This is a genomic window from Curvivirga aplysinae (assembly GCF_009711445.1).
Lineage (GTDB): Bacteria > Pseudomonadota > Alphaproteobacteria > UBA8366 > Aestuariispiraceae > Curvivirga > Curvivirga aplysinae.
In genome coordinates this window covers 16,341-32,927 of record NZ_SMMC01000185.1, presented here as the reverse complement: position 1 = coordinate 32,927, position 16,587 = coordinate 16,341, and the positions used below count along the sequence as shown (strand labels likewise).

Annotated in this window: 17 protein-coding genes; 12 read left to right on the top strand and 5 right to left on the bottom strand. The window is 41.9% G+C overall.

What is annotated here, in order from left to right; all coding sequences use genetic code 11:
• Positions 1-9 precede the first annotated feature (9 nt).
• Positions 10-609: a GTP cyclohydrolase I FolE gene (gene folE / locus E1160_RS10280; protein ID WP_155155065.1), complete on the bottom strand. Its 600-nt coding sequence runs from the start codon at positions 607-609 to the stop codon at positions 10-12.
• 348 nt (positions 610-957) lie between these two features.
• On the opposite strand from folE, the gene E1160_RS10275 reads away from it, so the two are divergent.
• Both E1160_RS10275 and yidD read left to right on the top strand, forming a co-directional pair.
• Positions 958-1,407, top strand: a complete 450-nt coding sequence (locus E1160_RS10275) for an iron-sulfur cluster assembly scaffold protein (protein ID WP_155155064.1) — start codon at positions 958-960, stop codon at positions 1,405-1,407.
• Positions 1,408-1,674, top strand: a complete 267-nt coding sequence (yidD, locus tag E1160_RS10270; RefSeq protein WP_155155063.1) for a membrane protein insertion efficiency factor YidD — start codon at positions 1,408-1,410, stop codon at positions 1,672-1,674.
• Here the strand turns inward: yidD and E1160_RS10265 are convergent.
• Together E1160_RS10265 and E1160_RS10260 are read right to left on the bottom strand one after the other, a co-directional pair.
• Complete coding sequence (locus E1160_RS10265) at positions 1,671-2,267, bottom strand: PAS domain-containing protein (RefSeq protein ID WP_218048837.1); 597 nt, start codon at positions 2,265-2,267, stop codon at positions 1,671-1,673. The genes yidD and E1160_RS10265 overlap by 4 nt on opposite strands.
• Positions 2,268-2,376: 109 nt before the next feature.
• On the bottom strand, positions 2,377-3,141 hold the full coding sequence (locus tag E1160_RS10260) for an SDR family NAD(P)-dependent oxidoreductase (protein WP_155155061.1): 765 nt from the start codon (positions 3,139-3,141) through the stop codon (positions 2,377-2,379).
• A 148-nt stretch (positions 3,142-3,289) separates the two neighbouring features.
• Between E1160_RS10260 and E1160_RS10255 the strand changes: the two genes are divergently transcribed.
• From E1160_RS10255 to E1160_RS10245, 3 genes are all read left to right on the top strand, one after another.
• On the top strand, positions 3,290-4,018 hold the full coding sequence (locus tag E1160_RS10255; protein WP_155155060.1) for an SH3 domain-containing protein: 729 nt from the start codon (positions 3,290-3,292) through the stop codon (positions 4,016-4,018).
• 143 nt (positions 4,019-4,161) lie between these two features.
• Positions 4,162-5,106 carry a DMT family transporter gene (locus E1160_RS10250; protein WP_235914102.1) on the top strand — a complete coding sequence of 315 codons (945 nt, stop codon included), beginning with the start codon at positions 4,162-4,164 and terminating at the stop codon, positions 5,104-5,106.
• A gap of 21 nt (positions 5,107-5,127) precedes the next feature.
• On the top strand, positions 5,128-5,805 hold the full coding sequence (locus E1160_RS10245) for a class I SAM-dependent methyltransferase (RefSeq protein WP_235914101.1): 678 nt from the start codon (positions 5,128-5,130) through the stop codon (positions 5,803-5,805).
• A gap of 12 nt (positions 5,806-5,817) precedes the next feature.
• Here E1160_RS10245 and E1160_RS10240 read toward each other — a convergent pair whose 3' ends face one another.
• Positions 5,818-6,204 (bottom strand): DUF6165 family protein, encoded by a 387-nt coding sequence (locus E1160_RS10240; RefSeq protein ID WP_155155059.1) that lies wholly within the window; start codon positions 6,202-6,204, stop codon positions 5,818-5,820.
• Positions 6,205-6,329: 125 nt separating this feature from the next.
• On the opposite strand from E1160_RS10240, the gene E1160_RS10235 reads away from it, so the two are divergent.
• The 4 genes from E1160_RS10235 (at position 6,330) to E1160_RS10220 (ending at position 11,196) form a co-directional block, all read left to right on the top strand.
• Positions 6,330-7,814, top strand: coding sequence for a tetratricopeptide repeat protein (locus tag E1160_RS10235; protein WP_155155058.1), 1,485 nt, complete (start codon positions 6,330-6,332; stop codon positions 7,812-7,814).
• A gap of 82 nt (positions 7,815-7,896) precedes the next feature.
• The gene (locus E1160_RS10230) at positions 7,897-9,234 is read left to right on the top strand and encodes a S41 family peptidase (RefSeq protein ID WP_155155057.1); all 1,338 of its coding nucleotides are present in this window, start codon (positions 7,897-7,899) and stop codon (positions 9,232-9,234) included.
• Between the two features lie 8 nt (positions 9,235-9,242).
• The gene (locus tag E1160_RS10225) at positions 9,243-10,601 is read left to right on the top strand and encodes a S41 family peptidase (RefSeq protein ID WP_155155056.1); all 1,359 of its coding nucleotides are present in this window, start codon (positions 9,243-9,245) and stop codon (positions 10,599-10,601) included.
• A gap of 67 nt (positions 10,602-10,668) precedes the next feature.
• A complete protein-coding gene (locus E1160_RS10220; protein WP_218048836.1) occupies positions 10,669-11,196 on the top strand; it encodes a GNAT family N-acetyltransferase in 528 nt (175 codons plus the stop codon).
• Positions 11,197-11,201: 5 nt separating this feature from the next.
• Here the strand turns inward: E1160_RS10220 and E1160_RS10215 are convergent, their stop codons facing one another.
• Positions 11,202-12,125: a ribokinase gene (locus E1160_RS10215; RefSeq protein ID WP_218048835.1), complete on the bottom strand. Its 924-nt coding sequence runs from the start codon at positions 12,123-12,125 to the stop codon at positions 11,202-11,204.
• A gap of 234 nt (positions 12,126-12,359) precedes the next feature.
• Between E1160_RS10215 and E1160_RS10210 the strand changes: the two genes are divergently transcribed.
• The 3 genes from E1160_RS10210 to E1160_RS10200 all read left to right on the top strand — a co-directional run bounded on the left by E1160_RS10210 (position 12,360) and on the right by E1160_RS10200 (position 16,554).
• Positions 12,360-13,751, top strand: a complete 1,392-nt coding sequence (locus E1160_RS10210; RefSeq protein ID WP_155155053.1) for an aspartate aminotransferase family protein — start codon at positions 12,360-12,362, stop codon at positions 13,749-13,751.
• Positions 13,752-13,908: 157 nt separating this feature from the next.
• Positions 13,909-15,129: a 5-aminolevulinate synthase gene (gene hemA / locus E1160_RS10205; protein ID WP_155155052.1), complete on the top strand. Its 1,221-nt coding sequence runs from the start codon at positions 13,909-13,911 to the stop codon at positions 15,127-15,129.
• A gap of 321 nt (positions 15,130-15,450) precedes the next feature.
• Entirely contained in the window at positions 15,451-16,554 is a 1,104-nt protein-coding gene (locus E1160_RS10200) for an ABC transporter ATP-binding protein (RefSeq protein WP_155155051.1), read from the top strand.
• The last annotated feature ends 33 nt before the right edge of the window (positions 16,555-16,587 follow it).

Sequence of the window (16,587 nt, the reverse complement as noted above, 5' to 3'; positions counted from 1 at the left end):
GGGATGATTTTATTTAATCATCGCCAGAAATTCGCGGCGTGTCTCTGGTTGAGAGCGGAAAACACCGGTCATACGAGATGTAACAGTTGCGACACCTTGTTTTTGAATACCACGAGTTGTCATGCATTGGTGCACAGCATCAATAACGACAGCAACACCTTGTGGCTGTAAGGCTTCCTGAATGGCATCTGCAACTTGAACAGTCATGATTTCCTGTGTTTGCAGACGTTTGGCAAAAATTTCCACAACACGTGCTAATTTGGAAATACCAACAACACGGCTATCTGGTAAATAGGCTACATGTGCGGTACCGATGATCGGTGCAATATGATGTTCACAATGAGATTCAAATGGAATATCACGAAGCATTACAATCTCATCATAACCATCTGTTTCTTCAAAAGTACGTTGCAATACTTTTACCGGGTCATTCTGGTAACCAGCAAAATATTCTTCGTAAGCGCGTACCACACGTGCTGGTGTGTCCAATAGGCCTTCGCGGGTTGGATCGTCACCTGTCCAAGCCAAAAGTGTCCGAACAGCTTCTTCGGCCTCGTCACGGGAAGGACGATCAACAACAAGTTCTGGTTTCTTCAATGCGTCTTGCATGGGGCAGACCTTATCTTTCTAACTTTAGTTTAGTGATATCCTTTATATAGATATCATACTTAAATCCATATCGGTATCTATGGCCGTTTTTTCAATAGATGACTATTGCAAATATGGAAACACAGCTTTACCGAATACCATAGTTTCTGATCATGTAATCATTTCTGATAAGACAAAATCATGTAAATTGGAACTTGGCAGTCTTAGATCCAGTTCTATATATAATATTTATGCGGCATATAGGCCCACTGGACGGACATTGTCAATATTGGGAAAGACACGGATTTTTCTAACCGCGTCATTCCCTTAAACATGGATAGAATTTGATATTAATCGTAAAGGACAAAGATGGTGTCGGACGATCTTTATAATGAGCAAATTTTGAAACTTGCCGCTGGGTTGGTGGATGTGGACCGTTTAGAGGCGCCGGATACAACTGTGACTGTAGACAGCCCTCTTTGTGGAAGCCGTGTCAAAGTGGACTTGAATTATTCCCCTACAGAAGATTGCGTAACTGCCTATGGGCAGGAGGTGCGGGCTTGTGCGCTTGGTAAATCTTCTGCGGCCATCGTTGCGAAACATATCCAAGGCACATCTGCAGAAGAAGCCACAGTTTTACGTCAACAAGTCGAAGCAATGCTGAAGAAGGAGGGGGATGCGCCTCAAGGCAAATGGGCTGAATTAGAAGCATTGATGCCAGCAAGGGCGCATAAATCTCGTCATGCCTCTATTCTTTTACCTTTTAAAGCCGTGGAAAAGGCAATTGCTGAGATTAAAGCAAATATGAGCGTTTCCTAAATGTTATTCTTTCGCAACGTGGTGTTATATTCCCTCAAAGGGTTGGTGCTTTTATACCGCTATACCTTATCCAGCTTTATGGGACGTAATTGCCGATATATGCCTAGCTGTTCAGAATATGCGTTGGAAGCTTTAGATATTCATGGACCTTTTAAAGGCGGGTGGCTGGCCTTAAAACGTATCGGAAGGTGTAATCCATGGGGTGGGAGTGGATATGACCCCGTGCCGGGAAAAGATAATTGTGAATGTTCTAAGAATACAAATTAGTGATCTATTGGCTGGTCGACAGGGATGTTGCATACCAAAATGCGAGTAATTGTATAATCTTCATTCTTAGCGTCTTCACAAAAAGGAAGGACAAGTCGACACCATCGAACCATGGATGATATTTCTGGTGGGGCGTCATGTTCACCATAAAGAGGTAAACGTTCAGTCAGAAGCCGTATATATTGTTCCGCCATGGCTTTCGGTGGTTCTGTTTGAAAGTCAGAAACATATCTCCCAGTCATATCACTACCAAAACGTCGCGCGATATTGGTGCCATAGAGACGAAATAGAAAATCTTGCTTACCGTTCTTTTCTTCGGGTTTAAGCAAGATCAAATCGCCAAGTGCTTGGGGCATTTTGAGAGGGTCCAAATCCTTTCGACAAGGTAGCAGTCGATCAGCTTTAGCCTCAAGCCAAGCTGTATAAGCTGCTTTATGTTGTTTGTAGACGAGGTCGTCGGAAGATAACAAAGAGGGAGTGAAGAACCGTCCAATATACTCTTCGGAGTCTGAAACTTTCTTTTGCCAAAGCACTCCACTTGTAATCAGTTTGCTTTTCGCATTATCTGATAACCCGATTAATTTCTCGGCCATATATAGTATCCCTTTATTATCCTCATAGTAATAAATCTTCATAAATGGATAAACAATAGAAAAGGATTAGGATGCATATACAAAAAAATGCTTAAGAACGTTTTGAGAATTACTCTGCTGTCCATCCACCATCAACTATGATGCTGCTGCCGGTTACATAACTGGAAGCATTGGATGCAAGAAATACCGCAGCGCCGGTTGTTTCTTCTATGCGGGCAAAGCGTCCCATTGGTGTTTTATCCAACAAGCGCTTGGATAATGTTTCATGTGCCCGTAACCCTTGGGTTAAATCCGTCTCGACGAACCCATACGCGATTGCATTTACGCGGATACCCTTATTTGCCCAATCTAGAGCCATTCCCTTTGTAAGTTGCTCTACACCCCCTTTTGTTGCCGCATAGGCAGCTTGTTTTGCGAGGCCAACATGTCCTGCTATTGAAGATATATTGATGATGCTTCCAGATTGGTTTTCCAACATGGCCAAGCCAAATGTTCTGCTACAATTGAAAACACCACCTAAATTTACATTAACCAGTTTTTGCCAATCTTCATCCTTAATCCGTTCCGTACTCATATAGACAGGACTAATTCCAGCATTATTTACAAGAATATCAACTTTGCCATGGGTTGATAGAACATCATTTTTGAATAATTCAACGGCTGCACTATCTGAGACATCAAGGGAATGTATGGAGATACCTGCATCATGATATTTCAATTCGTCTGCGACTTTAGACAAGGATGATTGATCGCGACCTGCAATGGCAATATTCGCGCCGCGCTGTATGAATTCTTCTGCTATTGCTTTGCCTATGCCGCGGCTTCCACCCGTAATAACAGCAGTTTTCCCGAGGAGACTAAATTGATCTTTCATGATCTTCTAACTTTCATTTCCCATTATCCTATAACCAGTTCGTGGACTATTGGAAGAAAAATATTCCGTTATTGATTGGATGACTTATATCTTCGAATCTGCTTATTTAGATACCTCTTTTGGTTATAGTTAAGAACAGGGTTTTAATATGTTTAAGCCATTACGATTGGGAGTTGTTGTATTCTTGGCGATATTATCAGGATGTCAGACAAAACAGAATATCAATGAGGCATGGGAGCAGGTTAAAACGGACGCTCAGCAAGCTTATCAAGATTCTAAGGAATGGTTTAATGAAGTTTATGCAGATGCCTTTTCAGAAGATGATAAGAAAGAAATCCGAAAAGAAGGAAAAACTGTTTTAGAAACTAATGTTGATGGCGAGGGTAAAGAATGGACCAGTGAACAAACTGGTGCAACAGTTACGATGACGCCGCTTAATACGCGGGTCGAACAGAAAACGTATGATCTAATCTTTGCCGAAAATGTTCAATTTCCTAAGGATATTCAATTTCTAGGGGCGTTGTATACTGTTACCCAAAACACAAATGTACGCACATCACCAAAAACAACTGGTCGGGTGACGGCTTGGCTGCGAGAAGGGGATGTATTTCGTGCCGTAGGCGCTGTTCAAGATGAAGAATGGATTTTAGTTGAGCGTTACGGGGTCATTATTGGTTATGTGAATAAAAGTTTGGTTGTGACAACGGATGAAAACAACGCGGATATAGGGGCGGCCGAAGGTAAAACTGTGACGCAAAAAATATCAGGCAACACAACATGTCGCACCTTAGAGGTTGAAGTCGTTAGTAAAGAGGGGGCGCGTGAAAAGAAAAACGCTAATGTTTGCTTCCGACCTGATGGGGAATGGGGATTTTAATATCTCTGCTTTTTAGGTTTCATTTAACAAATAGTATGTTTGGCAAATATTTTTGCTTTTGCTACCAAGAAACGGAATGAGGATAGTGCAGCTCTTCTGTTAAGACGTAACATTACATATTTCCGTCAATGAAAGAGATTAAAATGAATTCGTCAGCAGCCGTAAATACACATATGGGGTCTAAGGAATGGGGGATGCTGATCTTGCTCTCCATCCTTTGGGGCGGGTCTTTCTTTACTGTTGGTATCGCAGTACAGGAACTGCCAACCTTCACAATTGTGAATTTACGTGTGGCGATTGCGGCTATGACTTTATTTGTCATTCTAAAATTGATGGGGAATTCCATGCCAATGGATTTAAGACATTGGATTGCCTTTTTTGGTATGGGATTACTTAATAATGCTATTCCTTTCTCTTTAATTGTCTGGGGGCAGGCACATATTGCTTCAGGTCTTGCCTCAATTCTAAATGCTGCGACACCTATTTTCACAGTGGTAGTTGCTCATTTCCTGACAGCAGATGAAAAAATGAGTCCTAATAAAATGTTGGGTGTCTTTATTGGCTTCACAGGTGTAGCCATGATGATTGGTATGGATGCATTGGGAGATTTAGGCACAGCTGTATGGGCGCAATTAGCGATTGTCGGCGCGACTTTAAGCTATGCTTTTTCGGGTGTATGGGGACGTCGTTTTAAGAGAATGGGGACGGCTCCGATAGTTACGGCGACAGGACAGTTAACCGCGTCTAGCCTCATTCTTTTGCCTATCACTTTTTATTTAGATCAACCTCTGTCGCTTGCCATGCCAGGTATGGAAACCCGTTTAGCGATTGTTTTTTTGGCCGTGGCAGCAACCTCATTGGCGTATCTTCTGTTTTTCAAAATTTTAGCTGCAGCAGGTGCGACAAATGTGATGTTGGTGACTTTGTTAGTGCCTGTAAGTGCGGTTATTTTAGGTACTGCATTCTTGGGCGAGGTATTAGCGTTAAAACATTTTTTAGGAATGGCGATGATTGCTTTGGGGTTGGCTGCAATTGACGGCAGACCGTGGCGTATGATAACAGGCGCATCGAAACGCGCTAAAGTTTAAATACGAAACAGGTTTTACAAAATGTCTGCTGATAAAACATATGATATGTTTGATCCGGCTAATCCGGTATTGGAATATATTCGCGAAAAGTCAGTTCGTGAACCGGATTATCTTGTGAGACTTCGTGAGGAAACAGCGAAACATCCAGCCGGTCGGATGCAGATAACGCCAGAACAAGGCGCATTGATGCGGATGCTTGTGAAATTGCTGGGTGCAAAAACAGCGATCGAGATTGGTGTTTTTACAGGGTATAGTGCGGCTGTACTTGCCGCCGCCTTACCGGAAGATGGTAAACTATATGCATGTGATCATGATATTCGTCATATGGATATCCAACATCGATATTGGGCTGAGGCGGGGTTGCTGGACAAAATCGATATGCGATACGAATTGGCCAAGGATGCTTTTCTTCAGTGGGAAATAGAGGGGCTCGGTGAGACAGTCGATATGATTTTTGTGGATGCGGATAAAGGCAGCTATATTTCTTACTACGTGCAGGCAATGAAGCTTTTACGTCCCGGTGGACTTTTGATTATGGATAATGTTCTGTGGTATGGCAAAGTCGCTGATCCAGAAAATAGTGAAAATTTAACTGTATCCGTACGTAAGTTTAATGACTTTGCCGCCCAACAAAAAGATGTTGAAATTTCTACTATTCCTATTGGTGATGGGATGACTTTAATTCGTAAAGCCGTTTAATTTATTCTAGAATTACTCGTAATCTTGATATGACTTCTCTTCAACAACATCAGAGCCCATTAAGATATTTACTTCTTTTTTGAGTGCAGCTCGTTTATCATTCGTGAAATAGACGGATCGCGCCAAGTCTATAAATTTCTCACCAAAATCCTTTTGGCGCTCCTGATCACGAATATCATCTTCAATATTCCATAATTGTTGATTTATATCTTTTAACTGGGCCGTTAGATCCTTTAAGCCTGCAGGTAAGGCGTAATTATCCCGAGTTTTGCTTAAAACATCAAGTTCGTGTTTTACATTCGCAAGTTTTTCAGGATCAGTCATGTTTTCCAACTTGATTTCAAGAATAGTTATTTTATCGATAAGTTCACCCCAAGAGACAGGTGCCGTTAAGGTCATTTTATTTTCCCTACCAAGCTTTTTTCTGCAAAATGAAAGGCCCGCATCTTGCGGGCTGGACGCAAAACAGCCTAGTCTGATTTGTAGATAACGCAAAGCAGAATTCAGTCTGGATAAAATTCAAAATGAGCCTGACGCCGGGAAAAGTATTAGAAACTGTAAATCAATCTTTAGATGATGGGCAATTGGAACAAGCAAAGACCCTTCTTACGCTTGCAGTTCAGCGTTGGGGGCAGACTGTAGAAATTCTGTCTTTGGAAATAAAAATGCATTTGTTAGCAAGAGAGATTGAGGAGGCGTTGGAGGCTGTCAACACTCTATCAGACTTGCAATCAGATCACCCTCTGGTTCTTTTGCAGCAGGGCGCATTGGAGGTGCAGCTTGGATTATTCGAATTAGCGATTCCGCATTTGGAAGAAGCTATTGCGGCTTATCCTGGTCATTTAACGCTATATAAATGGCTTGGTCATGCTTTTCATGAAATAGGTGATTTGGAAGCAGCAATTTCCGCATATGAAATGACATTAACGGATTCACAACTTATCAAAGAAACTCGGTTGCCTCTCGCCTTCGCATATCGAAATTCCAAAATGCTTTTTAGATCTGATGCTTTACTGATGGAGGAGCTGCAAAATTCACCTGACAATCTTGTTGCGCGATTTGCACTTTCACAAAATCGTTTGATGCAAGGAGATTTAGAAAATGGTTTTTTGGACTATGAAAGTCGTTGGCAACAACGATTAGAAGATAAGGTAAAGCTCCCTTGTCCTCTGTGGCAATTTGGTGACCATATTAGAGGCAAAGATATACTTATCTTTGATGAGCAAGGGTTTGGGGATTGCATACAATTTAGCCGATTTATCCCTGAGGTTAAGTCATTGGCAAAATCGGTTGCGTTACGTTTGCGCCCTAAATTGCAGAAATTATTGTCGTCACAAATTTCGGATTGCCAAATATATGATGATTTGAGTCATGCGTCTTCCGCGGAAATAGCTATACCGATGATGAGCTTACCTTTAGTTTTAGGGCTTAATAAAGAGAGCATTAAGGTACAATATTCTCATCAGTATCTTAACGTAGATGCATCCGATAAGATTAATTGGGCAACATACTTAGCCGGGAAGACGTTAGAAAAATTTACCGCTAGAAAAAAAATTGGTTTGGTTTGGCAAGGGGACCCTAATTCTCCTGCGGAACAAGGTCGGTCTATGTCTTTTAGAGATGTATTGCCCTTATTCAATACAGATAAAGCTGTTTTTTACATCTTACAAATGGAGGATGGTCGAGATCGCTTCGAAGGAATGACATTGCCTGATAACGTAATTGATTTAGGAAACGAGCTCGATAAAGATGGTCATGCATTTACGGACACAGCGGCGGTTATGATGTTGATGGATGTGGTGCTGACATCAGATACGGCAACGGCGCATCTTGCAGGTGCTTTGGGGTGTGATAGTTGGATTATGCTGAAATATGTGCCGGAATGGCGCTGGGAACTGGAGGGGGCGGAAAGTTACTGGTATCAATCAGTCAAGCTTTATCGCCAAGAATCTCGTGGAGATTGGCAATCAGTTGTCGAGCAAATTTCAGCAGAAATCATGAAACTTTAAATATCTCTTTTAAAAACTGGCAGAATTCTTGCTGTGCATTATATTAATAATGTTAACATATATTTCTTTTGAGGTATGACCCTTGTCTGCGCGCTTTTTTAAAAAACATAACAATGCGATTTCTTGGCTGGCACTAACTATTATTGCGGTGCTTGTCGCAAGTTGTGTAAAGCCACTCTATGAACCAAATAAAGAGGCAAAACGTGTGACCGCCCAATTGGTTCAAACTGCGCATGATCATGGCAACATATTATCTGACAACTCTCTTGAAGGATATGACCTGAATTTATTTCCGATTATTTATCGCAACATTCAAGATCAATATGTGTATGAAGTGGATGGCCAAGCATTGTTGTTGGCGGCTATTGATGGGGTTCAAGCCCATGCAGCAGATGATGGCAGTATGGATCGTGATACCTTTGATGAGGTTGCAACACAGTCGATGCTGGCTTCGCTTGATGATTATAGTACTTATATGAATGCAAAAGCATATCGCTCTTTTATGGAGCAAACACGAGGTGCTTATGCAGGTTTAGGGATACAAATTTCAAATCATGAAAAAGGATTGTTAGTTGTTTCCCCCTTTGAAGGTAGTCCTGCTGATCAGGTTGGGATATTGCCAGGTGATGTCATTACCCATGCGGATGGTAAGTCATTGGCAGATTTATCCATGCAAGAATCTATAAACTTGCTTCGTGGTCGTGTCGGAACATCGGTTGTGGTGACTGTAGAACGTGAAAAGAGTGAAAGTTTTAATGCATCCATTCGTCGAGATATTATTGAGTTAAATCCTGTACGTTATGAAGTCGAAGGAGAGGTTGGTTATATCCGAATTTCTAATTTCTCGGAAGGTGTCGGTAATATGGTTACAGATGCTATCAATGATATTGAACGTCAGGTTGGTGAAGATAAACTTTACGGCTATGTTCTTGATTTGCGTAAGAATCCCGGTGGTTTGTTAACAGAAGCTGTAAGCGTTAGTAGTGCGTTCCTATCTCAAAAACTAGTTGTTAGTACTAGGGAACGAGATGGTGAAAATAGTTTTGATGCGGGATATGGTGAGGTCGCAGATGGTAAGCCTGTGGTGGTGTTAATCGATGAGGGGTCGGCTTCTGCGTCGGAGATTGTTGCTGGTGCATTGCAAGACCATGAGCGTGCTGCTCTTTTAGGGCAGGCAACATTCGGCAAGGGATCCGTCCAGTCTGTTTTCCCATTATATGAAGGTGGTGTGAAGCTTACGACAGCTCTTTATTTTACACCGTCGGGTCGGACGGTTAATGGTGGTATTCAGCCCCAATATACAGTTTCGGATAATCCTGACGAAGATGGAGATGAGCAACTAATCGCAGCTTATCGCTTGGTTGTTGAATTAGCAGGTGGCCCCAATTTGAATTGGACACTTGGTAGTGAAGGACAATGATTTAGTTAATGTCCGTTTTCTCGTTAATCTCCCGATGGAAATTTCTTTCACTTTTCATTGTTCTATTGTTGGTGGCATGCGCTCCTAAACCACAAATTGGTTTAGAAATTGATCCCAAAAAACTTGGAAGGCATTATTACGAAAGTATTGATGCTACTCGTCGTTTGGCGACCTTAAATGATGATGAAGAGGAAGCCCTCTTAAAGGATGGCACCATTACACAGTATGATTTGGAGAAATTTCAGCTGATATATATGATTGCACGCACGTATCATATAGAAAATATCAAACAAAGCTTAGCTCTAAAAGCTGCATGGAAAGCTATTCGTGAAGAGGTTGCGCAAAATGGGAAGGTATCTGATCGCGCTTATGAAGCTTATGCCATTGATGGTTTTTTATCATCTTTAGACCCTTATAGCCATTTCTACGATCTTAAAACTAATTATAAAAAAATGAGTGAATTGGAGATAGGTGCCGCCCAGTTTGGTGCTGTGATGAATAAGGTACCCCTTGGTTTGCAAGTTATTGGGTTGAAACGCGAAGGGATTGCATATTCTGTTGGTTTGAGGGTAGCGGATATTATTACGACAGCAAATAATAAAAAGTTGTCCGGTTTAGATGAAATTTTAGCAACTAAAGAAGTTGTGAATTTTTATAGTAATCAGATGCGCTTACAAATTATTCGCGATGGTCATGAAATTGATCAAGTCATCATTCCTAGACAGAAACGTAAGGCACTGAAAGCGCTGTCATCATATATAGAAGACAATATCGCTGTTATACGGCTTTCAGATTTTGACGATCAGGCGGCCCAAAATATGAAAAAAGTGATGAGCGATGCGTTTAAGGAAACAAAAGGCTCTCTTGCGGGTATCATTCTGGATTTAAGGGCTAATCCTGGAGGGGATTTAATAGAGGCAATTGGCATTTTAGATTTGTTTTTACCCAAAGGCAGTTCGATTGGTGAAATGGTTGGTAAACATGAAAAAAGGCAGCTGATTGCTTCGGATATTGATCTTAGTCGTGATCTACCATTGGTTATATTACAAGATGCCGGTTCTGCATCTGCATCAGAATTGGTGGCCGGTGCTTTGAAAATAAATGGACGTGCTACTATTATGGGTGGTCGGAGTTATGGGAAAGATGTCGCGCAATCTGTAATACCGATGAGTGATAAAAGTGGCATGATCGTTTTAACCACAAGTCGCTACTTTCTTCCATTAGGAGAATCTGTTAAGGGTGGTTTGCTACCTGATATTCATGTTGATGATGATCCCGATTTGTATGGAGATGAGCAGATGAAAGCAGCTTTTGATGCTATTCAAAAAATCATTGATGACCGAAAACAGGCAGCACTTGGATCATAGTTATAAGAAGCTAGGTCGAACGTAATTTATGGGAAGCGCTGTAGAAACAGCGATACAGGGTATAAGAATGTCAAATGTGAGTTTCCGCCTTGCCACATCTGCGGATGCACCGTCATTAGTGCGCTTGATGACGAATTTATCTAAGCATATTGAAACAGTTGAAAAACCGGATGACGATCCCTCTATCAGGCCTGTGCCTGCTGTGGATTTAGAACAGAGGTTGGCGATGGCTGCTGCCGATGCAGGAGGCCAGTTTCAAGCTTTAGTCGTTGAAATCGAAGATGTCATTTGCGGTGCTGTGTTTTTCACACTTACATATGATGCGATCATGGGAGAAACTTGTGCATTGGTTCGCCACATTTATGTGGAAGAGGTTGTTCGTCGCCAAAAGGTAGGATCGCACTTAATGATTCAAGTGGCTCAACTTGCCAAAGAACAGGGCTGGGCGCGACTTGAATGGCAAGTGGAGCGTTTAGATTTAGAGGCGCGTGTTTTCTTCGACAAATTATCAGACGATAGTTTTAGGTTGCACAGACTTAATTATGCGCTTGATCGTCCACATATTGAAGTTCTAGCGGCGTTGTTGGAGAATTAAGTCAGTTATTTAATAACCTTGCTAGCCGGCAAAGAGGAAAGTTTTGCTTCCACATCTTCGATAATTGGCACTGAACTTTGTGAGCCGGCTTTCATGCAACAAAGACCCGCACCTACTGAAGCGTAACGTAAAGCTTCTTCCATATCTTTGCCGGCAACTAGCATTGCACCTAGATATCCAACAAAAGTATCGCCCGCAGCGGTTGTATCAATTGGCGCTATAGGAAGAGCAGGTGTGGAAATTCCCCCATCAGGGCTAAAGAAAATACTACCCGCACCACCCATGGTAAGGACTGATTTCATTCCAAACTTTTCTGCAAGATAACGCGGAAGGCGCGTGACTTTTTCACTATCTATGTCCAATCCATCGGCAATAGTACGTGCTTCCCCTTCATTTACGATCAATAGATCGATCATCTTGAGAATGTCCAAAGGGACATATCTTGCAGGTGCTACGTTTAGCGTGACCGGGCATCCTTTTTCATGGGCCCGTCGGATCAGTTTCCAGTTCTCTTCGATTGGTGTTTCCATTTGAATCAATAATCGATTGTCTGGTGTAAGCCAAGAATCAGGAACTTGAGTTGACTTTGCGCTAAGATTTGCCCCTGAAGCGACAGCAATAGAATTCTCTGCACCTTGATCTACCCAGATAGACGCACAACCTGTTGGTAGATCCGATTTACCTAATTGGGAAAGATCAACCTCATACTCTTTTAACAGGCACAATGCTTCTTCTGCGAACCCATCATCACCAACCATGCCGACCATCGCTGTATCTGCACCTGCGCATGCTGCGGCTAAAGCCTGATTGGCACCTTTTCCTCCGGGGTTCATTAAGAAGGTCTTCCCAAGAACCGTTTCGCCAGGTTTTGGCATATGATCCAGCGGAAATGTGATATCCAGATTAATTGAACCAAAGGTGATAATCATCTTGTGCCATCCCAAGTGTTGTCTTTTATGTTTATGACCCATGTATCATACATTTTTTTCATTAAGTCATTCATTATTAACATTTCCGAATGTTACTGAGTCTGGGTAAATTTCCAAGTGAATTAATTATTAATCGGAATCTTCTTGATTGCAGTTTCATTGAACTGTAATCTTCGCGTTTATGTGATTTTGTGATCACAAAATTATTTTCTCAAGAATTAAGGAATTCGTGAAATGAGCAACGTTGGTAACTCTCCGGAAAGCCGTGACATCGCCTATGTAATGCATCCTTACACTAATCAGGAAAAGCATAAAGAAATTGGCCCGATGATCGCTGAAAAAGGCGAAGGTGTTTGGATTACTGATACAAATGGTAATAAATATATCGAAGGTATGGCAGGGCTTTGGTCAACATCATTAGGCTTTAATGAACAACGCCTTGTAGATGCGGCGACCAAGCAGATGCAGGAATTACCTTATTATCATTTGTTTGCTCATAAGACGACAAACCCGGCCATTGAGTTGGCTGAACGCCTTGTAAAAATGGCCCCTGTACCAATGGCACAAGCATTTTTCTGTAACTCAGGTTCCGAAGCAACAGATACAGTGGTGAAAATGGTTTGGTATTACAACAATGCCAAAGGCCGTAAAGACAAAAAGAAAATTATTGCCCGTACCAAAGGTTATCATGGCGTAACTGTTGCAGCAGCAAGCATGACGGGTTTACCGTATAACCATCTAGATTTCGATCTGCCAATTGCCAACATTATGCATACAGATTGCCCTCATTATTACCGTTTCGGGGAGGAAGGTGAGAGCGAAGAAGATTTCGCAACACGTATGGCAGATAGTTTAGAAAAGAAAATTTTGGATGAAGGCCCGGAAACGGTTGCTGCTTTTATTGCTGAACCTGTTATGGGGGCAGGTGGCGTTATTTTGCCTCCCAAAACATATTTTGAGAAAGTTCAGGCAGTTCTTAAAAAATATGATGTTTTATTCATTGCTGATGAAGTGATTTGCGGTTTTGCACGTACTGGTAATATATTTGGTTCTGAAACTTTCGATCTTAAACCAGATATGATGACTGTTGCGAAAGCGCTATCATCTTCCTATTTGCCGATTTCAGCTGTGATCGTAAACGAAGATGTTGCCTCCACCATTTCTACAAATTCCGGTAAAATTGGTACATTCGGTCATGGTTACACATATTCCGGCCATCCAGTTTCTGCTGCTGTTGCTGTTGAAACATTAAAGATTTACGAAGAACGCGATATTCTTGGGCATGTGCGTTCTGTAGCCCATCATTTGCAAGATGGCTTGCGTAAGTTTGCGGATCATCCATTGGTTGGGGAAGTGCGCGGTACCGGTTTAATTGCGGCTGTTGAGTTGGTTGCAAATAAAGAAACCAAAGAGAACTTTGATCCTAAAATGGCTGTAGGGCCTCATCTCGTCGGGCGTGCGCAAGAACATGGCGCAATTCTTCGTGCGATGGGGGGGGATGGTGTTGCATTCTCTCCACCACTGATTATTACAGGCGAAGAACTGGACATGTTGGTTGAGCGTTTCGGTAAGGCATTGGATGACACTGCCAATTGGTTGCGCGAAACCGGTCAATGGAATGGATAAAATTGAACTAGATCAAACTTTGCATTTTTAAAAGAAATGTGAAGTCATTTCATAGATTATGACATTGTAAAATCAGCTGGGGCATTCTAAAAGATGCTCCAGCTTTTTACATGAGAAGCATCCTAAGATTAAGGTTGCTCCTGCGGGATTTGATAAAATGACTTTTGATAAGCTATTTCAAGATAAACTCAACCAATTACATGACGAAGGACGTTATCGGATTTTTGCGGAACTTGAACGTCAAGTTGGTCAGTTTCCTGCGGTGAATTTTTATGAAGATACCAATAAAGAGCCAGTACCGGATGTAAAAGTTTGGTGTTCCAATGACTATCTTGGCATGGGACAGGATCAACGTGTGATTGATGCGATGACCAAAGCCTTGCAAGAATGTGGAGCCGGTGCAGGCGGTACACGTAATATTTCTGGTACTACGCATTATCACGCGGTATTGGAACAAGAATTGGCAAATTGGCATAATAAAGATGCTGCTTTGCTGTTTACATCTGGTTATGTTGCAAACCAAACCGCTCTGATGACCTTGGGGCGCGAAATCAAAGATGTTATTCTTTATTCGGATGCGTTGAACCATAACTCCATGATCCAGGGTATTAAACAGTCCCGAGCTGAGAAACGCATTTGGGCCCATAATGATGTGGAAGATTTGGAGCAAAAATTAGCAGCAGATAATCCTGACGCTCCAAAGATTGTCATTTTTGAATCCGTTTATTCCATGGATGGTGATGTGGCGCCATTACGTGAGATCATTGATGTTTGTAAAAAATATAATGCCTTAACTTTTCTGGATGAAGTACATGCCGTAGGTATGTATGGAAAACATGGGGCAGGTATTGCAGAACGTGATGGTGTCATGGATGAAATTGATATTATTCAAGGCACGTTGGGTAAGGCTGTTGGTGTTGTCGGTGGCTACATTGCAGCCAAGAAAGAAATTGTAGATTTTATTCGTTCCTTTGGTGATGGTTTTATCTTTACAACAGCTTTACCGCCTGCAATTGCCGCGGGTGCCATTAAAAGCATTCAGTTATTGAAGGAAGGCGATTCTATTCGTGCTGCGCATCAGGAACGTTCTCAAACATTGAAAGATAAATTGACTGCTGTTGGTATTCCCGTGATGCCTTCGCAATGTCACATCGTTCCTGTTTTTGTTGGCGACCCTGTAAGATGTAAGCAAATGACTGATGAATTGATGAAGCAATTCGGCATTTATGTACAACCTATCAATTATCCCACAGTTCCCAAGGGGACAGAACGTATCAGATTAACCCCATGTCCATTACATAATGATGACATTATGGATGAATTTATTGATGCTTTATGTCAAATATGGGATCAAATGGGTTTGAAAAGAGCTGCATAGTTCTTGCAAATTATAAAAAAATATCTCCCTAAACCCCCGTGATATATCAGATTTTGAAAAATCAAGAAAAAAAACGTCGTTTTAATCGTTGACAGTTTGGTTAAAGGGATTGCACACTGCAATCATTATTCGGGCAAAAGACCTGAAAATAAATGAAAATCATACATGCGCTAAATGACATGTATGTGCAGGGAGAAAGAGACTGGTGATTAAACCGATTCTTATTGTGGGCAGAGTCTATGCCGACAACTCGCACTCTAATTGCGAGCAAAATCTTTCGTCCGTATTATCAACCATTAACGTGAATGAGGGATGGGGCCTATGACAGGATCCGCCGACAATATTGTTGTCTTTGAAGGTGTTCAAAAAAGCTATGACGGTGAAACATTAGTCGTCAAAGATTTGAACTTAGATGTTGACCGAGGTGAATTTTTGACCATGCTTGGTCCTTCGGGTTCCGGTAAGACCACTGTGTTGATGATGTTGGCCGGATTTGAAGTGCCAACACATGGTCAGATCTTATTGAATGGAACACCAATTAATAATACGCCACCGCATAAGCGTGGTATCGGAATGGTTTTCCAGAATTATGCGTTATTCCCGCATATGACAGTTGGCGAGAACTTAGCTTTCCCATTAGAAGTACGTAAAATGGGTAAAGCAGAAATTGAAGACCGCGTAAATAAGGCGCTGGATATGGTGCGTTTGGGTGGTTTCGCTAATCGTCGTCCAGCACAGCTATCTGGTGGTCAACAACAGCGTGTGGCTGTTGCCCGTGCATTGGTATTTGAACCTGAATTGGTATTGATGGATGAGCCGCTTGGCGCGTTGGACAAGAATCTTCGTGAAGAAATGCAATATGAAATTAAACATATTCACGAAAATCTTGGCGTGAGTATGGTTTATGTGACCCATGATCAATCCGAAGCTTTGACGATGTCGAACCGCGTTGCCGTGTTTGAAGACGGTGTGATTCAACAATTGGCACCACCTGATGTGTTATATGAACAACCAGATAATGCTTTTGTTGCCGGATTTATCGGGGAAAATAACAAACTTTATGGTAAAATTGTTTCCGAAGATGATGTGAATTGTAAAGTGGAGCTTGAAGGTGGCGGTGGCACTGTTGCTGCGATGAAAGTAAATGCATCCGGTGTTGGAACACGTACCACATTATCCATGCGTCCAGAGCGTGTTACGATTAATCCTGAGGGTAACGCTTCAGAAAACACATGTTCCGCGAAGGTGGAAGAATTGATTTATTTAGGAGATCATATTCGTACACGTGTAAGTGTTTCTGGAAATAGTGATTTTATTGTAAAGATTCCTAACTCTCATGGTCACGTTATCTTACAGGAAGGTACCGAAGTGACCATTGGATGGCAGACAGATGACTGCCGTGCCTTGGATGCACCAAACGTATAATAATAAAAAAGTTTCTGGATCCGTGGGAAAGCT